The following is a 21,968-nucleotide window of genomic DNA, read 5'->3' as shown; positions in this document are numbered from 1 at the left end:
TAGAAACGTGAATAACAAAACGAAAGAAATCTTTAACTATTTGCTTTTTGGCGGTTTAACGACGCTTGTTAATATCGTTACGTATTTTGTTTGTGCAACTTTAGCAGGAATGGATTACAAAATTGCTACGACAATTGCATGGATTGTATCTGTGTTGTTTGCATATTTTACAAATAAAAAATACGTATTTAACAGTCAACCAACAAGCTTTGCCCACGCGCTGAAAGAATTTTTCTATTTTATGGGTTTCCGCGTATTATCATATTTTATTGATATTGCATCCATGGTTGTATTAATTGAATGGTTAGGTATCAATGATTTAGTGTCCAAAATTATTGCAAATGTTATTGTTGTAGTTGTTAACTATTTTGCAAGCAAATATATAATCTTTAAAAAGAAGGTCGACGTGAAACAAGGCCAAAATGCATAAAAAACAAATAGCTTGGCTTGATGCCGGCTATTGTTTTTTATATATATATTTTCGAACTAGGAATGATATGGAGGAGTGTAATGCAACAGCTGTTAGATTTATTTAAGAAAAAGAAATTTTTATATGCATTAGCTTTTTTCCTTCCGTTTTCTATTTATGGTGTAATGTTTATACTGATTGGTATTGCTCCATTTGGACAAAAGTCAATTCTTATTACTGATTTGCACACACAGTATGTACAGTTTTACACGTATTTATATGATGTTATAAAAAATGGAAAAAGCATTTTTTATAGTTGGGAAGGCGGAATGGGACTAAATTTTCTTGGCGTATTTGCCTACTATTTAGCAAGCCCGTTTTCTATTTTAATTCTCTTTTTTGATCGTGCTCATATTCCAGAAGCAATTATGGTTATGACATTATTGAAGGTTGGATTAGCTGGTGTGACAATGACGCATTATTTAAGTCATATGATGAAGCGTCGTGAGATTACAATCGTATCATTTTCAACTTTTTATGCATTAATGTCATTTGTAACAGTGTATTCCTTCTGTGTTATGTGGTTGGATGCAATTTACTTACTGCCACTCATTATGCTTGGAACTGAGAGGTTGTTGACAACTAAAAAATATGGATTGTTTATTTTTAGTTTAGCTCTTACGTTTATTACAAACTTCTATATTTCTTATATGGTAGGGGTCTTTACATTTATTTACTTTGTGGCGCGTTTCTGTGTCCTGTATGACGTTCGTAATGTAAAGCAATTTATGCGAAAATTTGTATGGTTCTGCATTGGGACAGGTTTAGCAGCTGGAATGTCAGCATGTATTGTACTGCCGACATATATGGACTTAAAGAGCAACTTTGCAGAACGTACGAAATTGCCATTTTCTACAGCGTTTAATTTCGATCCATTTGATTTTTATAGTCGTTTCTTTAATGGAATTACCGATACAACAGTTAATGGAATGCCAAATGTGTATGCTGGTGTATTAACGCTATTACTTGTTCCATTGTTCTTTGTAACAAAGAAAATTTCATTAAAAGAAAAAATTGTGTACGGGGCAGTAATGCTGCTTTTAGTTCTTTCTTTTGAAATACCGTTTTTAAATATTGCTTGGCATGGTTTTGAACCACCAACAAATTTCCCATATCGTTATTCGTTTGTATTGTCATTCTCACTTATTTATATGGCTGTTCGAACGTTTATGATCTTTGGAGAAGAATTGTTACCGGCATTGAAAAAGGTTGTTTTCTTTAACCTATTTATGATTGTTTTACTTGGGAAAGTAGCACCTTCTTATATGCAATCCAACAAAATGATGGCAAACATCTTTTTCGTTGTTGTGTATGCGCTGTTACTATATGCAAAAGTTCGAGTGAAAAAGAACAAAGCGCTCATATCTTTCGCATTAGTAGCTATCGCTTCGTTAGATATTGCACTCAACACAGTATATATGATTAAGTTAATGGGTTATGAGTATGGCTACATTAATCGTCAGGAATATGCATCTCCATATCCGAGATATGAAGAAACAATTCAAAAGGTAGCTGAAAAAGACAAAGGGCTATATCGCATGGAAACGACAATGGGAAGAACTTGGAATGACGCAATGCGCTTTGGGTATAAAGGACTTACTCATTTCAATTCTGTTGCGAATGGGCACTTGAATTTATATATGCAAGATTTAGGTTACGGTTATTTGGACGCATTAATTTTGCAAAACGGTCAAGGAATTGTTTCAACTGATACCTTATTTGGTATGAAGTATATGATTTCAGATCGTCCATTAAATAAATATGGTTTTGAAAAAGTCGATAATGTCGGCGATATTTCCGTATATGAGAATAAAAATGCTCTTCCGTTTGGATATATGGTCAATAAGGATGAGTTTGATACAAAAGGAAAAGCGAAATTAAAGGTTGAAAAAACGAACTATACAAACTCATTTGAAGAGCAAAATAAACTAATTGGTAAGTTAAATGGACAACCTGTTAGCTATTATAAACCGCTTGAACCAACTTCTGTTCAATATAATAACTTGGTGGTAGCAGATACAGAAAAAAGTAAAAAGCAACTTGCTGCCGAGAAGAAAAAAGAGGCTCTTACAAACCAAAAGCCAATTCAGTTAGTGAGACAACAAGATGATAAGACAGCGAGCATCAAATACGTGTTGGACGTTAAAGGAAAACAACAGCTATACACAAAATTACGTGTAGAACCAACTGGTGTAACAAAGGTTTACGTAAATGGAAAAACATTAGGTAAAACAATTGGTGAAGGACCAGACAGCGACGTATCTGATTATCCATCTTATTATTGGAACAATGGTATTCTTGATCTAGGCTATTTTGAAAATGAAAAAGTAGAAGTAGAAGTGAAGGTAAAACGTCAGTCCGTTGAATTAGATCAACAGTTGTTCTATGGACTTGACATAAATACATTTGAGAAGCGTGTAGATGAATTAAAACAACAACCACTAAACATAACAAACTTTACTGGCCGCAGTGTTCAAGGAAAGATTGATGTAAAACAAGATAATCTTCTTTTCTTATCTATCCCATATGATAAAGGATGGAAAGTAACAGTTGACGGAAAAGATGGGAAAGTACTGAAATTGAATGATGCATTTCTTGGAGTAGAACTACCAAAAGGAACACATACAATTGAATTGAAGTATACATCCCCTGGGTTTGTAGTAGGGGTCATCGTTTCTGTTATTAGCTTATTGGCAACGATTGTTCTTTGTTTTATCGTGTCAAAGAAGAGGAAGTAATGTGAAAGAGAATCCTTTCTAAGCAGGGGTAACAGAACCTGTTTAGGGAGGATTTTTTTTACATATATTCAATAATGTGAGAAAATAGAAAATATGCAAAAATAAAAATAAAACAGGAGCATAAAATAATGAAACAATTAAGAGGGTTGTATGGGATTCTGTTCTTTTTTATTCCATTCGGGATACTGCTTTTAAGTTATGCCATATTTGGTATGTATCCGTTTGGGAATTATTCAGTATTAATTAGTGATTTAAGCACACAATATGTTCAATTTTATTCTTATTTACATAGCGTATTTACAGAAGGTAACAGTTTACAATATACAGTAGAGTTAGGCGGGGGACTTAACTTTATTGGAACATTTGCTTATTACTTATCAAGTCCGTTTTCTGTTCTTCTTTATTTCTTTAATAAAGGAAACCTTCCAGAATTTATTTTTCTTATTACTCTTTTAAAAGTAGGATTCGCGGGAGTAACATGCGGCTTGTTTTTACGTTATGTGATAGGAAAACAGCATAAAGGGTTGTTATTGTTTTCAACTGCTTATGCATTATCAGGCTTTGTTATGGCCTACTCGTTTCATGTAATGTGGCTAGATGGCATTGTGTTTTTACCTGTTGTTTTACTAGGGGTTGAAAAACTTTTACGAGATAAAAAGATTATTTTCTTTACGTTTGCTTTAGCAATTATGTTTATCGCAAATTTCTATATTTCCTTTATGTTTGGGATTTTTACCTTCCTTTATTTTATGATTCGACTCTTTACACAATATGAGTTTCGAGATATAAAAACATGGGGAAAACATTTTCTTCTTTTCTGCATCGGAACGGGACTAGCTGCTGGAATAGGAGCGGTGATTATTCTTCCGACTTTTGAAGCATTAAAGAGTAATCCGTATAGTATCGGTTCAACGGAATTCAAATTAGAATGGAAACTTGATTTACTTCTTTTCTATTGGAAGCTATTATCTGGTGGATATGATTCAAGTTTATTTGGTACACCAAATGTATATGCATCCATATTAGTACTCGTACTATTACCTGTATACTTTGTTAATCAAGAAATTAACAAAAGAGAAAAATTCTTATCTATATTTGTATTTCTGTTCTTAATTTGTAGTTTTGCAATTCCATTTTTAAATTTAGCATGGCATGGAAATAAGTGGCCAAATGCATATCCATATCGTTTTGCGTTCGTCTTTGTGATGTTAGCTGTGTTTATGGCAGCGAGAGTATTTCAACATATTAGTCGAAAAGATGTATTGCCGTTATGGATTAGTTATATCATCCATTTGATTTTATTGTATGCATTGTCAGTGAAACATTATGAAGTAGTTCATAGTAAGATACTGATCATAAACGCTATCCTGATTACATTTATTGTAGTCGTATTGCATATTCGCATGATGAAACCGTCATTAACAAAAATAACGACAGGATTATTACTTCTTTGTTTAATATGCGATATAGGTTTTAATACAAGAAAATATATTCATGGACTACATAGAGAAATGGCTTATACAAAGCGTGACGAGTACGAAGTGAACAAAGATGCCAAACAAGCTATTCAATATGTAAATGAAATGAATACAGAGCGATATCGTGTAAGTTCTAAATATCAGCGAACGCTAAATGATTCCCTGCAATATGATTATCCATCTTTCCAAACATTTAACTCGATGGCAAATGGATCATTTCATCGCTTTTTAAAGCTAACGGGCTATTCAACGTCTCCGGACTTTTTAGTAGCCAATAACCATGGTGATACGTTGCTCATGGATGCGATTTTAAAAATTGGATATAAAATTGAAGAAGGCATCGTACCAAAATATGGACATGAAAAAATAAATCAATTTGGTATTGCGAATGTGTTTAAGGTTAACAATATGATTCCATTTGGTTATCCAATCGAACATATACCTTCTAAAAAAGAAGAAAATCCTTTTGTTTTCCAGGAAAAATTGATTAATATAAAAGAGGGAACACTCTTTAAAAAGCTAGAAGATCCAAAAATTTCTCTTCAAAACATGGCGGCTATTTCAGGACAAGAAGGGAAATATGAACGAGTTAACAAGGAAAAACCGGGATATATTACGGTTCAAGTAAATATACCAAAAGAGGTTCAATTATACGGATTAGCTACAGGGATTGAAAATTGGAAAGACGTTATGGTGAATGATCAGTATCCATGTTATTTACCACCAGATATCGAAAAAACTTTGATTGATTTTGGGTACTTCCCCAAAAATGGGGTCACAACGATGAAAATCAAGGTTGAACAGGAAGATGTCTTTTCATTGAGAGGTTTACAGTTCTATGGATTAGACATAGACAAATTTAATGAGACAATAAAAGCATTACAAAAAAGTAGTATGAAGGTTACTGAAAATCACGGAAAAATGGTTAAAGGAAATATTGCATTAAAGAATGATGCTACATTCGTATTCCCGATTCCTTATGATGCTGGTTGGTCAGTTACAATCGACGGGAAAGAGCAGCCTACTACAGCAGTTGTGGATGGATTGCTAGGAGTGAAGGCGGAAGCTGGTAATCATGAAGTTGTACTTTCTTATCATTCGCCAGGATTAAAACTTGGTATGATAATTTCTGGTGTGAGCATCATCCTTACGATATTGTTTACGATTGTGCAGGTAAGAACGTTACGGAAAAAGTAATATAAGAAAGAAAAAAGCTACTGAACTCTCAGTAGCTTTTTTTCGTGGCATGCTGTATATACCCGGCTGTTAAAAAGAAATACATCATAAATGAAGCATTTTCTAATATGTTATAAAATGCGCTGCCAATAATCGCTCCAACTATTAAATATAAAGTAAGAGGAGCGAACGGTACTTTTCTCCTATATTTCCAAAGAAGAGAAAGGAATCCAAAGGTAAATCCTGCACATAAGAGCACGCCGATTATACCTGTCTCAGCGAGTATTTGAATGTATTGATTATCAGAATAAAAATTCCATGTAATCTCATATTTTTTGTAAATAGGCGATGAGAAAGTTTGCGTAGCAGCATCCCCAAATGTCCCGAATCCATAGCCAGTAATTGGTTTATCCTGAAAGATTTCAACAGCTTTTTTGACGTAGTAAATGCGTCCGTCTTGTTTACTAAGTTCAACTGTGTCTTCTGATAATGCCTCTGTAAATCGTTTTACGCCTACTTGGTCTCCCTCTAAATAGTTCGTCATTTTTGAGATGCCTACCGCACATAGGGATGACAAAAGGGAAATGACTAGCAATGATCTCCAAATTGGAATCTTTCGGTGAATACATAGATAGATAAGCCCAAAGACGATAACTGTTAAAAAGGCACCACGTGAATACGTAAGCCATAATGTTGTGGCTATAAGTGTAAGCCCTATATATGTGACATATTTCATTTTCCCTGATACGTGTTGAAGAACGTATAAAGAAATAAGAAGAGCTAACGTCAAATATAATGCCAATTCATTTGGACCGCCTGCCATTCCGTATATCCGGATTTTATTTGTCGGAGCAAGCACAAGATCTTTCCAAGCTTCTGGTAATAAAATGGTGCGTAGTGATAGTTTTTCAATTAAACCTTGCACGGATATAATGCTAGACGCTATAAAGGTAATCTTCGCAAAAAATGTGATATCCTCATGCTGAATAGTGATGCGCGAAACGATATAGTATAAAAAATAAAATAGAAGCAATGTGTGTAATTGCATAGCAATTGCAATGATTGAAACGCCGTTTAATAGACCGACCCCAGCGCCAAACAAGCAGAAAATAAAATATAATATTTCAAAGTAACGGAATGAAAAAAGCTTTGAAATATTATTTCGATATTGCAATAACAGACGCACTAAGAGCGCAATGATAATAAATAGACCGATAAACTTTAACCCGGAATTAAAAGCAACGAGAAAAGGGCGCATCGGAATAAATAGTAATAAATAAGCAATACCGAGCTTTTCATCTCGAAAAGTAGCACATGCTAGTACGAAAGAAATGAAAAGCCCGGTATAAACTGATGGAAACAGTAAGCCCAATATAATGAAGAAGATACTTGCCCATATATAGTAGAATCGAGTTGAATGTGTCATATATATTCTCCTTTAACATGATGATGGTATGCGATAAATTGTTGTAACTTCGTTCACCATTTTTGAGAAAGTGAAGTTTTGTAAGTAATGCTCGCGCCCGCATTCTGCTAAGGAATGATATAATTTTTCATCTTGTAATAATTTTGCTAAGGAGGCAGCTAATGTTTCTTCCGCTCCGTACGGTATTAATAGCCCTGACTGATTATGAACAATTACTTCTGGCAAGCCGCCAACATTTGTTGCAATCACAGGTTTTTTCATAGCAATTGCTTCAATTGCGACATAGGATAATCCTTCATTTTCTGATGGAATCACAATAATATCATGTTCTGTATACTCTTTTATAATATCGTCTCGAAATCCTTTTAATGATACATGTTCATTTAGTGATAACTCTTGAATCATAGTTGATAACTCTGTTTTCAATGGCCCTTCACCGATAATATCGCAGTGCCACTGTAAAGATGGGTGCAAAGCTTTTAATTTTTGCAAGCTTGTTAATAAGAACGGTTGTCCTTTTTCTCTGCTCAGCCTCCCGATCACAGCAATTTTTCTCGGGCCATGCTGAGAAAGAGGGGCATCTGTATATGGATCGGCAACGCCGTTATAAATAACATGTATCTTTTTTTCTGGTACGCCCTTTTGGCATAGTTCCTGCTTCATAAATTGAGAGATGCAAATGATTGCATCGTTATAGCGAGTAAAAAAGGAATTGCTGCACTTTAGGTGAAATGGCATCGGCACATTGACGTGATATGTCCAAATAACCCGAACAGGAGCACCTAATAGTTTAGCTAAAATCGCAATATAGTTTTCACGTAAAAATTGTGCATGAACAATATCGATTTTTTCTTTTTTTATAATCTTCTTTAATTGCATAGCAGCTTGTATATCAAAAGGATGACGCATGTTAATGCGGTACATTGGTACGTTTAGTTGTTCAAATTTTTTTAAGAAAGGACCAGGGATAGAGTATACAAGGATACAGTGCTCTGGACCAATAGATTCCATTAAATCTAGAACATATTTTTCTGATCCTCCATCCCCGATATAATTTAAAAGGTACATAATTTTATTCATTTATATCCTTCCTTCTACCTAAAAATAGCGATAGCAATTGTTGTAGCTCTTTTATCTTTAATGTGTAAGTGACGAGTAAGTAAACGATGGCACCAATTGCTATTGCTAATAAGATAAGCAACTTTGTATCATGTAAGAAATGAAGCAGCAGTTTGGAAGTATACAAACTTACAAAAGATGCAACAATACATTTGAATAAAAAGCCACCGTAGCGTAAGTTCACCTGTTCTTTCTCTTTCATGAATTTTTGGAGCATCCATAATAGCATCAGTACAGTGCTCACCGATGCTATTGAAGTGGAAAGAGCTGCACCAGCTAAACCAATCTGGTTAACAAGTATAATACATAATATAACATTTATAATCATGGATATAATCGATGCATACATAATGTATCGATTTAGCTTCAAAGAAAAAAGCAAACGATCAAGTAAGTCTTTTAATGGCTGCATAAGGGCAGCTAACGCATAAAATTGCAATGCGGTTGCGGTCATCATAATAGAATCTTTCCCAAATGCCCCGTAGTTATAAATAACTTTAACAATTTCCTCTGTAAAAAAAGTGAAATAAATAAAGACAGGGATAAATAAATATAAGAGCACTTTTATATTTGTTTCCATTAATTTTGCGAAATCTTTCCAGTTCGATTGATTGACGTATTCAACAAATTTAGGATACATAACTGTTAAGACAGGAGCAGCAATTAACCCAAGCGGAATAAAGTATAGCTTTTGGGAATAATTAAGCGCCGCAATCGATCCTTCATTTAATCCAGAGACTAGTGTACGATCAACAAGTAGATTAATTTGAACAGACGTACTTGTAATAAAAGCAGGGATGCTCAAAGAAATCATCGTTTTTAAAGAAGGGTCTTTAAAGTCGATTATAAATTGATAACGATATCCTTCCCTCTTGGAAGCGACATAAACAAGTATATTTTGCACGATGTTTCCGATAATAACACCGAGTGCAAGTGCATAAATTCCAATCCATTGTACAAGGGCCACAAAAATAATAAGGGTAATTCCGTTTAATACAACCCATTGCATACTTGTAATACGAAATTTATGTAAACTGTTTAAATAAGCATTAAAAATATCAATCATGAATGTACAAAATACGGTCGGAAAAATAATTTGTATTAAATAAGCTGATAACAAAGCTGTTTGCTCAGGAAGCCCGTGCGCAAATAGTGAAATGAAGAAGCGGGGCTGTAATTCAATGAGCAAAAGCGGAATCAAAAAAATAAGTAGAACAATGTTTAAAAAATTATTCATGAATCGATATGCTTTAACCGGATCTTTTCCCTTTAACTCCATAAAAATTGGAATGAAAGAAAAGGCGAAAGCCCCTGTAATACCAGTGAAAACAATCGTAGGTATATTTAAAGCGACAACGTATGCATCAACTGCATAATTTGTACCGAAATAAGCTCCAAGTGTTACTTCTTTTGCGAATCCAAGTAGTTTTCCTAAAGCTGTCCCAAGTGTGAAAAATAGTGTTACAATGAGAAATTTTTTTGTCTGATCTTGAGAGGCTTCCCTACTCATTTCTAATCAAATCCTTACTTTAATTTAATTCTTTTTCAAGCATAATTTATTTGTATGTAAAAATCAAATATATATCTTAGCAACAGAAAATGTTTCCTATGAAAAAGAGGATATCATCCAATAGGAGAATATCCTCTTTAGTTCGTAATAAAAGACAATAACGATTCCCGTCTTTTATAGCAAAACAACAGTATACGATTCGCGAGAAATAAGCCCCTGCTGATGGTTATGATGCAAGGCGACTATTTTGATACGCAGAACGGCGAACTGCATAGTATATACGAGGTGCAATGACTGCACCAATAATTGTAAAGATAATATCTTTTACAGCAAACCACATCATAACTTTCCAGGCAGCTGCATAGCTAATGTTGCCGTGCATCCAGTAATTGATAGCTAAGTACATATAAGTTGTTCCAATCACATAGGTAAGAATGATGCCGACAGTAGAAGCTGTAAAGAATGTCCCGAATTTGGGAGTTCTCACTTGCTCAACAATCTTACCTGTTACATAAGCAACAATAATGAAAGCAATGATAAACCCGCCAGTTGGACTTAATAATTGACTAAATCCAGCTTTAAATCCAGCGAATACAGGTGCTCCGGCAACTCCAACTAATGTATAAACGATCATAGATAAGGCCCCAAGGCGGCTTCCAAGAAGAAGACCAGCTAAAATAGCGAAAAATGGCTGCATAGAAAGCGGAACACCTGCAACTTGTAGAAACGGTGCCCAAGATGTAATATTGGCACCAATCGCCATAAGTGCGACAAACATCGCGGCGAAAGCTAAGTCTAATGCACGAAGTTTACTCAAAATGTTAACCCCCCGTTATTAAAAGTTAACATTATAGTACTGAATTCATCTAGGCATTGTCAATTAAAATAGTTTGATATTTCGGTTCTAATACTTCCCGAAGTAGCGTATACGGAATACGGAATTGTGGAATGCCGCTGACGTACGGTGCAATTTCATACAACGGGAAATAAATCATTAAATTGTCTTGTTCTAAAACGTATTTTAAATTCTTTTCATTCATTACTTTCTCGGCAGCGTCTGGAAAGTAATTCTCCTTATTTTGTTCAATTTGTCTAACGATCTCGGTCTTAATAATGCTTTCATATGGACTATCTTTTTGAAATAAATCTGCTAAGCGAAGCGGTTTATTTTGCCGAAGATCGAACGTATTTGCTTTCCATTCATACATGCCATGTGCACCGCCTGTGTATTGATAATAATTTACATACAGACTGAGTAATGGAAATGTATTGAATGGGACCTTGTAGTCAACATTCGCAACATATGGATGAAACGGAGCATCAGTTTCTTGCGATTGTTCATAATACGTTTTTGCATCTTTTTCTAATTTCTTTTTGAACTTATCTATACTTTTCTCATAATACGTATTTAACTTCTTTTGAAATTGTCCATCTGGAATGTTACGAAATTGCGGGTAATTGATTTGATATTCAAAATATGGTTTCTTACCTTTTTGGGTTGCAGTATGAATTTCAATTGTAATGTTAGATGTTTGGGCTCTTATTGTTTCTTTTGGTACAATAGCAATTGAGAAGAAAAAAAGTAACATGATATATAATAGTTTCTTCATATAATAGACCTCCATATATGATATTACTAATAGTTTGAAAAGAAATAGATTATATTATGCGTTTTTTGGTAAATTGAAAGGGGACAGCCGTATGTCTAAAACATTAATGGAAGCGTTAGGTATTGAATTATTAGAAATGACAGATGATAAAGTTGTAGCGACGATGCCAGTACATGGAAGTACGCATCAACCATTGGGTTATTTACACGGAGGAGCCTCTGTTGCTTTAGCAGAAACAGTTGCTAGTGTCGGTACATACAATTTAATTGATCAAGAGAAATATATTTGTTTCGGTCTTGAAATTAATGCAAATCATTTGCTGTCTAAACGAGACGGTATCGTCACGGCGATTGGAACGCCGCTTCATAAAGGGAAAACGACAATGGTATGGGACATTCGCATTATCGATGAAGACAATAATTTAATTTGTATTTCAAGATGTACAGTTGCGGTGAAAGCGAAAAGATAAATGTGAAGAAATGGACTATCCGCGTGTCGAATACCGCCGAGTGGTCTTTAAATTGTGTCGAAGCGCCGATATATCGCAAAAAGCGCCGATATATCGGTGGGCAATAAAAAAACGACTGCTTGAAGCAGTCGTTTTTTTCATTAGAATTGAATTTTCTTTTCTAAGAATCCTTTTAGTTCGCTAATTGGCATACGTACTTGTTCCATTGTGTCACGGTCACGTACTGTTACTGCATTGTCTTCAACAGAATCGAAGTCATATGTGATACAGAATGGTGTACCGATTTCGTCTTGGCGGCGGTAACGTTTACCGATAGAGCCTGTTTCGTCGAAGTCTACCATAAAGTCTTTCGCAAGTTCTGCGAACACTTCACCAGCACCTTCAGATAGCTTTTTAGAAAGCGGCAGGATCGCTGCTTTAAATGGTGCCAATGCTGGGTGGAAACGAAGAACTGTACGAGAATCGTTTTCTAATTGTTCCTCTTCATATGCATCACATAAGAATGCTAATGTTACGCGATCTGCGCCAAGAGATGGCTCGATGCAGTATGGTACGTAACGCTCATTCGTTTGTGGATCTACATAGTTAAAGTCTTCAGTAGAATGTTCCATATGACGGTTTAAGTCAAAGTCAGTACGAGATGCAATACCCCAAAGCTCGCCCCAGCCAAATGGGAATCTAAATTCGATATCAGTTGTTGCGTTACTATAGTGAGATAATTCTTCTTCACCATGGTCACGAAGACGCATGCTTTCTTCGTTCATACCAAGTGAAAGAAGCCAGTTTTTACAAGTGCTGCGCCAGAATGTGAACCATTCTAAATCGTCGCCAGGTTTGCAGAAGAATTCAAGTTCCATTTGTTCGAATTCACGCGTACGGAACGTAAAGTTACCAGGCGTAATTTCGTTACGGAAGCTTTTACCGATTTGGCCGATACCAAATGGAAGCTTTTTACGCATAGAGCGCTGTACGTTTTTGAAGTTTACGAAAATACCTTGTGCTGTTTCAGGACGAAGGAAAATTTCGTTTGTGCTAGATTCTGTCACGCCTTGGAATGTCTTGAACATTAAGTTGAACTGACGAATTTCAGTGAAGTCTTCGCTGCCGCAATCTGGGCATTTTACTTCGTGTTCTTTCATTAATCCAGCCATTTGATCGAAAGTAAGACCATCAACGATCATTTCGATACCTTTTGCTTCTAGTGCATCTTCAATTAATTTATCAGCACGATGGCGTGCTTTACATTTTTTACAGTCGATCATTGGATCGTTGAAGTTTCCAACGTGTCCAGATGCTATCCAAGTTTTTGGATTCATTAAAATTGCTGCATCTAAACCTACATTATACGGAGATTCTTGAATGAATTTTTTCCACCAAGCTTTTTTCACGTTGTTTTTTAATTCGATACCAAGTGGACCGTAGTCCCAAGTATTTGCAAGACCGCCGTAAATTTCAGAACCAGGGAAAACAAAACCACGATGTTTTGCTAAGTTTACGATTTGCTCCATTGAAGCCATTTTTAATTCCTCCTTAAAAGATAACGTATTGGCGATGAAAGATAGTGTAGTACTTGGAGAAGCGATTAGGTGAGCAAGCCGCTTCCGCTTTTCAAAATAAAAAACGCTCATCCCAAGGCTTATTTGCCTAGGGACGAGCGTTTGCCCGCGGTTCCACCCTAGTTGACACACAAAAGTGTATGTCCACTTTATATTGTATTGCTCGGGACTGCCGTTTCCTTGCAGTTTCAGGCTTGCACCATCCCTGAATCGCTTCTTCTTTACAAGTACTTATTTGTCCTTCATCGCTACCATATTTAAAAAATAGATGACCATATTCTATCATGTTCTTTTCTAATTCACAATAGAGAGCGTGTGTTTAGGTTAGTATATGCAGTGTCTGTTATGTAGTATAGCCCAAAACTTATTGCGCAAATCCATTTCTAATATGTTTAGTAGCTTCACGTTTACTAAGCGGTGCGAGCTCATGTGTTTGGACGAATTCCCATACAGCTGGAGGATTTGTTTTTGCGTATTCACGAAGTGCCCAGCCGATTGCTTTTTGAATAAAAAATTCTTTAGAGTGACTTAGCTGTTTGATGAATGAGAAGAGAAGTTTCGTATCTGTTTTTTCTTTATACTTGAGCTGGAATAGCAGGCATGTTCTTTGGAGCCACATATTATGAGATGCCATCCATTTTTGGACATACGGTTCGATTAAATGTGGATGTGCTGCTAAAATAAGGCCGACAAAATGACTTGCGAGCATATCCACGGAATCCCACCATGATTTTGTCGTAATGAGCTCTTCTAAAAGCGGGATATGAGTTTCATCTAAATGTTTTCGATATTTATCCAGTAGCGTTAAAGCAACCATTTGAAATTCTCGTTCTGGCAGTGCCCAAAGTTCGCGAACAATTACGGGAAGATCTGCTGCTTTCGGTGCTTCATTGTTTTGCAGTACTTCACGAATTAATTGCTTTCGTTCTGGTGTTTGAATGCCGAGAAAGGGAAAGTGGTTTTTCATATAACGTTCCATTGATTCTGCTTTTTCACGGTTTCGATGTGCTTCAAAGTGTTCTTGTATGCTTACGGTAAAAGGATGCATAAGGCTCACTCCACATTCATATTTTTCAATTTAAGTGTAGCATAGATAAAGTGAAACTTTAATCAGTGGGGGGGGTTTTTCATCCTCCACTGATTATTAGTTGAACCAATCGGGCTTTTACGGGCAATTTATCTCCCACCTAACTTCTTCAGAAAAGCGGAAGCGGCTTGCTCAGAATCGCAGGACGCCCACGCCCCTGACAGAGAGGCGCTTTTTGCCTCGTCCGAGGGGGCGAAACGACCGGAGATTCTAGCCGCTGGAGCTGGACAATGCTTTTGCTGAATTTTGAGGTGGGAGTATTACTGCCCGTTAATGCGGGATAAAAAATTTTTTAGCCGCTTCTTAAAACTTTCCGTGGCGAATATATAGAAAAAGAACGGAATTAAGACAGAAGGGGGTATTAGAATGGATAGTCAAATTGTAATAGACGGTGTACCGAATGATGGGATTATCGCTGCATTTTTAGCGCTAGGACTTATTTTTATTATTATCTTTTTAGTTTGGGCTGTGGTGGCGTATTTGTTAACAGCATTTGCTCTGTATAACATGGCAAAAGCGGATGGGGTGGAAGATGCTTTCTTTGCATTTATTCCGTTTTTAAATTGTAAAACATGGGGAGATTTAATTGGGAAGAAATTACCGCAATTTATGCAGCCGCAATCAGGCTGGAAGTTAATTGGTGTATATGCAGCCTGTATTATTATTGGATGGATTCCTTTTTTACATTTCATATCTTCAGTTCTCTTATTTGCGTTAGGGGTTTATATCATATATTTATTATTTGAAAGATATACAACAAATGCAGTACTATATACGGTTTTACACGTGATTACATGTTCTATTTTTCTTCCGATTCATTTATTTGTAATCCGAAACAATGAACCGAGATATTGAAAGAACGAAAAAACGGAAGGGGCTCCCCCTTCCGTTTTTTTGTTACATTAAGTAACGTAAATAAATGTAAATGTTCGAAATGATTAATGAAACAATGGTAATTGGGAAACCGACTTTTAAGAATTCCATATAGCTAAAGCCATGTCCTTCACGGTTTGCGATACCTGCAACAATTACGTTTGCAGATGCCCCGATTAATGTTCCGTTTCCGCCTAAACAAGCACCGAGTGCTAATGCCCACCAAAGTACATCAACTTGTGCATCGGATGGTGTTAAGCCAAGTCCAACTGCCATATCGTTAATAAGTGGAATCATTGTTGCAACGAATGGGATGTTATCAATCGTTGCAGAAGCGATACCGGATACCCATAAAATAAGTACAGAAGCAAAGGAAATATCACCGCCAGTTATGCTTAATACTTGCTGTGCTAACGACTTAATTAAACCGATATCAATAAGACCACCAACGAGAACGAATAAACCAGCAAAAAAGAATATCGTAACCCATTCTACATGTGCAAATACATCTTCAATTTCATGTTCTTTCACGCCGATTAACATTAATACCGTTGCTCCTGTTAAGGCGATAACTGCTGCATCAATGTGAAAAATAGAATGCGTCATAAAGCCGACGATTGTAAGACCAAGTACTGTTAACGATTTTTTCATCAGCAATGGATCTTTAATATATTGCTTTTCATTTAAACTCATTAATTTTTTAATTTGAATTGGATCAGCTACCAATTGTTTTCTGTATATGAAGTACAACATAACCGCTGTTACAGCGATAATAATAATTACAATTGGAGCTAAGTTTACTAAAAAGGCATTAAAATCTAAATGTTTGTTTGATGAGCCAATCATAATGTTTGGCGGGTCACCAATAAGTGTAGCTGTTCCTCCGATATTTGAGAAAATAATTTCTGATAGTAAATATGGAACAGGATTCACTTGTAAAATACGTGTGATAGATAGTGTAACTGGTACAACGAGAAGTACAGTTGTCACGTTGTCTAAAAAGGCAGAACCAACTGCAGTCAGTAAGGAAAGAATAATTAAAATGCGAATTGGATTTCCCTTTGCTTTCTTAGCGGATTTAATCGCAACGTACTGAAAGACTCCCGATTTACTTGTGATGTTAACTAAAATCATCATACCGATAAGTAAGGTAATTGTTCCCCATTCAATATGCTTTGTAAAAGCGTTGTGTAAATCAACAACGCCTACAATGACCATTAAGGCTGCACCGAGCAGCGCGATGACAGCACGATTAATTTTTTCAGAAATGATAATGGCATATGTAACCAAAAAGACCACAATTGCAAAGTAATATTGCCAATTTGCAATTTCTTGTGTTGTTTCGTGCAAAAATCTCATCTCCTCTCAGTAGTTTTTCTTATTATTTGATACAATTGCGAAATAAACACAATTAAAGCCATTATAAAGTAGAAAAATGTATGATGTAAATGAAAGCCCTTGTTTTGTCATATTTTCTGCAAAAATGAATTAAGCTATTTTCTTGTTTTTGAAAATATTTGCTGCTATTTGACATATATATAAGATACATCTTATGGAATGTATGAAGTGGAATGTTCAGTTGGATTTGGTCTCTGTGTTAAAATTTGTAAATTCAAAAGTGTTCGTCATTAGTTGTTATGGTATACTGGATGGATATGGAAGAATGAATTCCACTATTTGCGGGCTAACCATCAGTGGGGAACGAAAAAACTTCCGCTGATGGAAGTTTCACTTTATAAGGAAGGGATCGTATGGATGAACAACAACTTTTATTTTTAGATTTTGAGTTCACAATGCCTCAAAATCGCAAAAAGCCAAAAGGATTTTTCCCAGAAATTATTGAAGTAGGAATTGTCTCAGTTGTGGATCATGTTGTAGTTGATACGTATTCTTCTTATGTAAAACCAGCAACTTTTTCGGTATTAACAGAGCGATGCAAAACATTTTTAGGCATTCAGCAAGAAGCGGTGGACAATGGGATTTCATTTGAAATGCTTGTTGAACGATTAGCAAACTATGAAAAACGTTGCGCTACAACAGTTGTGACATGGGGGAATATGGATATGAAAGTGCTGAAGAAAAATTGCGAAGTAGCGAATATCCATTATCCATTTGCAGGACAATGTCGTGACTTATCATTAGAGTATAAGCGTTTTTTTGGAGAGCGAAATCAAACCGGATTATGGAAAGCCATTGAAGCGTACGGAAAGGTCGGGACAGGTAAGCATCATTGTGCGTTAGATGATGCGATGACGACATATAATATTTTTAAACTTGTGGAGAAAGATAAACAATATTTAGTAAAACCAGCTCCGCCGACACTCGGTGAGCTAGTAGACTTTTCAAAAGTATTAAAAAGAGTAAGTGCACAATAACGACCAAATTACAATTTTAATTGTAGTTTGGTCGTTTTGTTGTTTTTACAATTGATAATCACGTTGTAATTGTTCGAGCATTTGTAAGCTGCGCTGCGCGAATGGAGTATCGTCTTCTTGCAACTGCTTTATTTGTTCTGTTAATGCTTTTTGCAGTGATTCTTTATAATCTGGCACATCACCATCATAACGCTTCACCATTGGCTGCGGGATATTCGTTTGTTCGCGAAATGCTAAGGCACGGCGTTCATGGAAAAAAGGTACGTCAGCTTGTTTTACGTTATGGAGGTCGCCTTGCGTAGGGTGTTTCACAACAGCGAGCACTTTCACAAGATAATGCTGCGGACGAACGTTTGTAATTTCTCCGATGTACTTCCCTGTTTTATAAATCCCTGTTACAACATCACCGATTCGGAATGTTTCGTTCATATTTTTTCACCTCAATTTTATAGTAAGGAATATAAAGGGGTGAGTCAAAGAAATCATTTGTTAGAAATTCACTTTATGTAAGGTTGCTTGTGAATCTGTAGAAGTTTATAATTTACAGTGAAATGACAGAATGTTCAGATGAATAGAGTGGAGTAAGGCTAGTAGAGGAAAGGCAAGGTTGTAGATAGTAAAACCAAAAGGAGTGATCAATTATGATGCCTTTATACTTTCCAGAAGATAAGACAGAATATATTATACCTGCCATTGTATGTGTACTATTTATTATCGGTGCAATTGCGACGTGGCGTATGTTTATTAAATCATCAGAGCGAGAAGCGAAAAATTTGAAAGAGATGGAAAAACGGATTATGAGAAAATGATAAAAGTTAGCTAGCTGAAATTGTCTTTCGTACAGGAGCTTTTGTATGTTTCCTTCTAGGCTCGGACAATATAAGAACAGAATGAGTTTGGAGGGAACACGGATGAAAAAGCAACTCGTATTGGGATGTTTTGCAGCGATCCTCTTTGCTGGATGTGCGAAAGAGAACCCAAAAGAAATAGATGTAAAGCTGTATAATGCTTCTGGAGATCAAGTAGGCACGGCGAAGGTTGCCCAGCAATCAAGTGGAGTAAAGATTTCGATTAAAGCAGAGGGGCTTACACCTGGTGTACACGGATTACATATTCATGAAGTAGGGCAATGCCAAGCGCCGGACTTTACTTCTGCCGGGAATCATTTTAATCCTAATAACAAGAAGCATGGGTTATTAAATCCAAAAGGATTTGAAAACGGAGATTTGCCGAATGTGATTGCGGATGGCGAAGGGAAGATTAAGGTGAATATTACGGCGCCGCAAGTGGCTTTAAAAGAAGGAAAAACAACGATGAATAGAAAAGACGGTGCGTCGCTTATTATTACAGAAAATGCAGACGATGGGATGACACAACCAGCTGGAAATTCGGGGAAACGAATGGTATGCGGTGTAATTGTGAAAAAAGCCTCGGAGCTAAAAAAAGAGAAGGAAAAAGGGAAATGAAGAAAACCACACGTTTTAAAGGCTGCCAGGAGAGTCTCGGCGGCCTTTGTATATTTTGATATTAAAATTACCGATACAAGTTCTTGGATGCGGGCACAAAGTGTTTCAATAAAATTTGATCCTTTGTGTAAGGTGACTCATATTCGCGTGCGACATCTGCTAAAGTATGGACAAGTTTACGAAGATAAGTAGCCGCCGAAGAACAAACGTGAAAGCTTTACTTTATAATTTTATCACCTGAAAATATTTGTTTTACTACTTGATACCTCAGTTTGTATTCTTATAACCTATTAATATACGATATTACCATTTTATCCCGAAATTTATGAACGGCAGGGCCCTCACCTTAAGGTTCAGAGAGAAGAGAAGAAGATAGCGGATTAAGAAAGGGGATTACATGAAAAAGAAGCTTTTATATATTGAAGACAATAAGGAAATTGGTGCTTGGGTGTGTGAAGATTTATTTGAACGGGGTTATCAGGTAACTTGGATTACCACAGGCGAAGGTGCTATTGAACATATGGCGGAAATCGATCTAGTAATCCTTGATATTATGCTTCCAGGATTGGATGGTTTTTCAGTTGGACAGCGGTTGAAAAAGGAATTTCCCAAGACCCCTATTTTAATGCTATCCGCCAGATCATCGATTGATGATAAATTGCAAGGGCTGCAGTTCGCGGATGATTATATGACAAAGCCTTTTCACCCCGATGAACTCGCGGCACGGGTGGAAGTGCTTCTCAGACGGTTTGACAAGATATGTGCCCCACTCATTGTACTATCACATCTCCGCATTTATTTGAACGAGAACCGCATTGTGGATTCCAGATCGAATGGTGATATCATACTTACGGCTAAGCAGTTTCAAATTTTCACCTATTTACTCCGCCATCCAAACCAAATTTTAACAAAAGAACAAATTTATGAGGCCGTATGGGAAAATCCATATATCGAAGGAGATAAAACCTTAATGGTACATATCCGCCATTTACGTGAAAAAATAGAGCAGGAGTCAAGTAAACCACAAATAATTGAGACAATTCGCGGTATTGGATACAGGGTGAAACAATGAAATTCCGCCATTCGCTGTTAGTTAGATATTTGTTGCTTATTACGGCTGCGCTCGTTTTATGGCCGTTTGTTTTACCTCTTTATTATTTACCGAAATATACCCTAGACAAGGAGATGCAACAAAAAGTCAAGTATATAGATACAAAAAAGTTGGAACAAATGTGGAATGATGAGGCGGAAAAGTTGGACGGGGCGTCACCAGATCAAGTGGACAAACGAATTCATTCGTTAAAAGAACGATATTCAATGGCGACAATGTTTTGGGTTGACGCCGCGGGAAAAACACAGATCAAGCTTCCCGAAAAAAAGAGTATACCTGACCAATGGACGTTTCAGGAAAGCGCTAAGTTTATGAAAGAAAATGTTGATAATGACCTGTTCACAATTGTTGCCTTTATTGGCGGTGATCAGAGCCAAGGCTTTATGGTTTTTCAAGTCCCTCTTTTCGTTACACAACCACCCAGTTTCTCCTTCATTGATGATAAGTTTTTGCTAGTATATAGTGTGCTTGTCTTTGCAATTTTTTTAATTGCATCTTGGGTATTTTTCTCGAAAATTCGCAGGCGTCTCGTTCAACTACAAACCGCAATGGCCGAAGTCGATAAGGACGGCATTCCTAAGAAAATTCTCGTTCGTAAAAAGGACGAAATCGCGCAACTAGGGTCGGTATTCAATCATATGATTGACGAGTTGAAAAGCAGTAGGAAACGTGAACTGGAGGAGGAAGCTCTTCGTAAACAATTGATTGCTAATATATCACATGATTTGCGGACGCCGCTCACCACCATCCGTGGGCATGCTTATTCATTGCAAAAGGAAACTTTATCTCCTAAAGGGAAGGCATCGCTTCACTTGATTGAAAGAAAGGTAGATGCTCTTAGCCAATTGCTCGAAAATCTTCTTTCCTACACGTTATTATCGGCGGGGAAATATACTTTGCAACAGAAGGAGACAGATATTATCCGCTTAACCCGGACTTCCGTTGCAGGGTGGTTTCCTGTATTTGAAAAGGAAGGATTTGAAGTAGAGGTTCATTTGACAGAAAAAGCTTTCATGTGGAATGTTGATCCGCACTGGTTTACCCGTATATTAGATAATCTATTCCAGAACGTTGTTAGACACGCAAAAGCAGGACGGTATGTTGGTGTAAGTTTGGAAGAGTTAGATGGAAGGATCGCTATTGTTGTTGAGGACAAGGGCCCCGGAATGGATAGCATCTCTAATGAAAAAGGAGCCGGGATCGGTTTATCGATTGTTTCATTGATGCTCCAAGAAATGAATCTTGACTGGAAAATAACAAGTTCGATGAACGGCACTCACGTTTATCTATATGAAAAAGTTGGACTGTAAACGAAATAAGCACTGTACATACATTAGCCCGCCTGACAAAAGTTAAACGAAATTTAAACTAGACCCCACCGTTATTTTAATCTTCACTGATTAGAATGATGGTGGGGTTGAATTTTGAAATATAAATAAGTGCCAATACCCCATTCGTTTCGTTTCGTAGGTATTTAAAATAGTAAAGAAAAGAGGAGAATTTCA

General features: G+C 36.4%; 19 protein-coding genes. 10 read left to right on the top strand and 9 right to left on the bottom strand.

Going from position 1 to position 21,968, the window contains the following annotated elements; genetic code table 11:
• Window positions 1–7: 7 nt before the first annotated feature.
• The 3 genes from BR72_RS11930 (at window position 8) to BR72_RS11920 (ending at window position 5,882) form a co-directional block, all read left to right on the top strand.
• Window positions 8–430 (top strand): GtrA family protein, encoded by a 423-nt coding sequence (locus BR72_RS11930; RefSeq protein WP_035433322.1) that lies wholly within the window; start codon window positions 8–10, stop codon window positions 428–430.
• Window positions 431–510: 80 nt separating this feature from the next.
• Window positions 511–3,207, top strand: coding sequence for a YfhO family protein (locus BR72_RS11925; protein ID WP_035433320.1), 2,697 nt, complete (start codon window positions 511–513; stop codon window positions 3,205–3,207).
• A gap of 128 nt (window positions 3,208–3,335) precedes the next feature.
• Window positions 3,336–5,882, top strand: a complete 2,547-nt coding sequence (locus BR72_RS11920; RefSeq protein ID WP_035433319.1) for a YfhO family protein — start codon at window positions 3,336–3,338, stop codon at window positions 5,880–5,882.
• 28 nt (window positions 5,883–5,910) lie between these two features.
• On the opposite strand, the gene BR72_RS11915 is transcribed toward BR72_RS11920, so the two are convergent.
• The 5 genes from BR72_RS11915 to BR72_RS11895 all read right to left on the bottom strand — a co-directional run bounded on the left by BR72_RS11915 (window position 5,911) and on the right by BR72_RS11895 (window position 11,526).
• A complete protein-coding gene (locus BR72_RS11915) occupies window positions 5,911–7,287 on the bottom strand; it encodes an O-antigen ligase family protein (RefSeq protein ID WP_035433318.1) in 1,377 nt (458 codons plus the stop codon).
• A gap of 12 nt (window positions 7,288–7,299) precedes the next feature.
• A complete protein-coding gene (locus tag BR72_RS11910) occupies window positions 7,300–8,367 on the bottom strand; it encodes a glycosyltransferase family 4 protein (protein ID WP_035433316.1) in 1,068 nt (355 codons plus the stop codon).
• On the bottom strand, window positions 8,360–9,916 hold the full coding sequence (gene murJ / locus BR72_RS11905) for a murein biosynthesis integral membrane protein MurJ (RefSeq protein WP_035433314.1): 1,557 nt from the start codon (window positions 9,914–9,916) through the stop codon (window positions 8,360–8,362). The genes BR72_RS11910 and murJ overlap by 8 nt, the downstream gene beginning before the upstream one ends.
• A gap of 226 nt (window positions 9,917–10,142) precedes the next feature.
• A complete protein-coding gene (locus BR72_RS11900) occupies window positions 10,143–10,733 on the bottom strand; it encodes a biotin transporter BioY (RefSeq protein WP_035433312.1) in 591 nt (196 codons plus the stop codon).
• Window positions 10,734–10,782: 49 nt separating this feature from the next.
• Window positions 10,783–11,526, bottom strand: coding sequence for a DUF3298 and DUF4163 domain-containing protein (locus BR72_RS11895; protein ID WP_035433310.1), 744 nt, complete (start codon window positions 11,524–11,526; stop codon window positions 10,783–10,785).
• A gap of 91 nt (window positions 11,527–11,617) precedes the next feature.
• Between BR72_RS11895 and BR72_RS11890 the strand changes: the two genes are divergently transcribed.
• Window positions 11,618–11,995, top strand: coding sequence for a hotdog fold thioesterase (locus tag BR72_RS11890; protein WP_035433309.1), 378 nt, complete (start codon window positions 11,618–11,620; stop codon window positions 11,993–11,995).
• Window positions 11,996–12,135: 140 nt separating this feature from the next.
• On the opposite strand, the gene BR72_RS11885 is transcribed toward BR72_RS11890, so the two are convergent.
• Both BR72_RS11885 and BR72_RS11880 read right to left on the bottom strand, forming a co-directional pair.
• Window positions 12,136–13,512 (bottom strand): glycine--tRNA ligase, encoded by a 1,377-nt coding sequence (locus BR72_RS11885; RefSeq protein WP_035433307.1) that lies wholly within the window; start codon window positions 13,510–13,512, stop codon window positions 12,136–12,138.
• 403 nt (window positions 13,513–13,915) lie between these two features.
• Window positions 13,916–14,599, bottom strand: a complete 684-nt coding sequence (locus tag BR72_RS11880) for a DNA alkylation repair protein (protein ID WP_035433306.1) — start codon at window positions 14,597–14,599, stop codon at window positions 13,916–13,918.
• Window positions 14,600–15,004: 405 nt separating this feature from the next.
• Here BR72_RS11880 and BR72_RS11875 point away from each other — a divergent pair, with 405 nt between their 5' ends.
• The gene (locus tag BR72_RS11875; RefSeq protein ID WP_035433305.1) at window positions 15,005–15,493 is read left to right on the top strand and encodes a hypothetical protein; all 489 of its coding nucleotides are present in this window, start codon (window positions 15,005–15,007) and stop codon (window positions 15,491–15,493) included.
• Window positions 15,494–15,535: 42 nt separating this feature from the next.
• Here the strand turns inward: BR72_RS11875 and BR72_RS11870 are convergent, their stop codons facing one another.
• Window positions 15,536–16,861, bottom strand: coding sequence for an ArsB/NhaD family transporter (locus BR72_RS11870; RefSeq protein WP_035433301.1), 1,326 nt, complete (start codon window positions 16,859–16,861; stop codon window positions 15,536–15,538).
• Between the two features lie 401 nt (window positions 16,862–17,262).
• Here BR72_RS11870 and kapD point away from each other — a divergent pair, with 401 nt between their 5' ends.
• The gene (gene kapD, locus BR72_RS11865; protein WP_035433298.1) at window positions 17,263–17,886 is read left to right on the top strand and encodes a 3'-5' exonuclease KapD; all 624 of its coding nucleotides are present in this window, start codon (window positions 17,263–17,265) and stop codon (window positions 17,884–17,886) included.
• Between the two features lie 45 nt (window positions 17,887–17,931).
• On the opposite strand, the gene BR72_RS11860 is transcribed toward kapD, so the two are convergent.
• Window positions 17,932–18,315, bottom strand: coding sequence for a kinase-associated lipoprotein KapB (locus BR72_RS11860; protein ID WP_035433295.1), 384 nt, complete (start codon window positions 18,313–18,315; stop codon window positions 17,932–17,934).
• 212 nt (window positions 18,316–18,527) lie between these two features.
• Here BR72_RS11860 and BR72_RS26725 point away from each other — a divergent pair, with 212 nt between their 5' ends.
• The 4 genes from BR72_RS26725 to BR72_RS11845 all read left to right on the top strand — a co-directional run bounded on the left by BR72_RS26725 (window position 18,528) and on the right by BR72_RS11845 (window position 21,773).
• Window positions 18,528–18,695 carry a hypothetical protein gene (locus BR72_RS26725; protein ID WP_177206990.1) on the top strand — a complete coding sequence of 56 codons (168 nt, stop codon included), beginning with the start codon at window positions 18,528–18,530 and terminating at the stop codon, window positions 18,693–18,695.
• Window positions 18,696–18,797: 102 nt separating this feature from the next.
• Complete coding sequence (locus BR72_RS11855) at window positions 18,798–19,352, top strand: superoxide dismutase family protein (RefSeq protein WP_035433294.1); 555 nt, start codon at window positions 18,798–18,800, stop codon at window positions 19,350–19,352.
• Between the two features lie 397 nt (window positions 19,353–19,749).
• Complete coding sequence (locus tag BR72_RS11850) at window positions 19,750–20,424, top strand: response regulator transcription factor (RefSeq protein ID WP_035433291.1); 675 nt, start codon at window positions 19,750–19,752, stop codon at window positions 20,422–20,424.
• Window positions 20,421–21,773, top strand: a complete 1,353-nt coding sequence (locus BR72_RS11845; protein WP_035433289.1) for a HAMP domain-containing sensor histidine kinase — start codon at window positions 20,421–20,423, stop codon at window positions 21,771–21,773. Before BR72_RS11850 ends, BR72_RS11845 begins: the two co-directional genes overlap by 4 nt.
• The last annotated feature ends 195 nt before the right edge of the window (window positions 21,774–21,968 follow it).

This window comes from Bacillus sp. UNC322MFChir4.1, assembly GCF_000746135.1.
Taxonomy (GTDB): domain Bacteria; phylum Bacillota; class Bacilli; order Bacillales; family Bacillaceae_G; genus Bacillus_A.
This window is presented reverse-complemented; position numbering and strand designations above follow the sequence as displayed.

Bases quoted from the DNA above. Each gene is read 5' to 3' on its own strand.
- BR72_RS11850 (WP_035433291.1), top strand. From the start codon at position 19,750: ATGAAAAAGAAGCTTTTATATATTGAAGACAATAAGGAAATTGGTGCT.
- BR72_RS11890 (WP_035433309.1), top strand. From the start codon at position 11,618: ATGTCTAAAACATTAATGGAAGCGTTAGGTATTGAATTATTAGAAATG.
- BR72_RS11860 (WP_035433295.1), bottom strand. From the start codon at position 18,315: ATGAACGAAACATTCCGAATCGGTGATGTTGTAACAGGGATTTATAAA.
- BR72_RS11910 (WP_035433316.1), bottom strand. From the start codon at position 8,367: ATGAATAAAATTATGTACCTTTTAAATTATATCGGGGATGGAGGATCA.
- BR72_RS11880 (WP_035433306.1), bottom strand. From the start codon at position 14,599: ATGCATCCTTTTACCGTAAGCATACAAGAACACTTTGAAGCACATCGA.
- kapD (WP_035433298.1), top strand. From the start codon at position 17,263: ATGGATGAACAACAACTTTTATTTTTAGATTTTGAGTTCACAATGCCT.
- BR72_RS11915 (WP_035433318.1), bottom strand. From the start codon at position 7,287: ATGACACATTCAACTCGATTCTACTATATATGGGCAAGTATCTTCTTC.
- BR72_RS11885 (WP_035433307.1), bottom strand. From the start codon at position 13,512: ATGGCTTCAATGGAGCAAATCGTAAACTTAGCAAAACATCGTGGTTTT.
- BR72_RS11855 (WP_035433294.1), top strand. From the start codon at position 18,798: ATGAAAAAGCAACTCGTATTGGGATGTTTTGCAGCGATCCTCTTTGCT.
- BR72_RS11875 (WP_035433305.1), top strand. From the start codon at position 15,005: ATGGATAGTCAAATTGTAATAGACGGTGTACCGAATGATGGGATTATC.
- murJ (WP_035433314.1), bottom strand. From the start codon at position 9,916: ATGAGTAGGGAAGCCTCTCAAGATCAGACAAAAAAATTTCTCATTGTA.
- BR72_RS11845 (WP_035433289.1), top strand. From the start codon at position 20,421: ATGAAATTCCGCCATTCGCTGTTAGTTAGATATTTGTTGCTTATTACG.
- BR72_RS11920 (WP_035433319.1), top strand. From the start codon at position 3,336: ATGAAACAATTAAGAGGGTTGTATGGGATTCTGTTCTTTTTTATTCCA.
- BR72_RS11895 (WP_035433310.1), bottom strand. From the start codon at position 11,526: ATGAAGAAACTATTATATATCATGTTACTTTTTTTCTTCTCAATTGCT.
- BR72_RS11925 (WP_035433320.1), top strand. From the start codon at position 511: ATGCAACAGCTGTTAGATTTATTTAAGAAAAAGAAATTTTTATATGCA.
- BR72_RS26725 (WP_177206990.1), top strand. From the start codon at position 18,528: ATGATGCCTTTATACTTTCCAGAAGATAAGACAGAATATATTATACCT.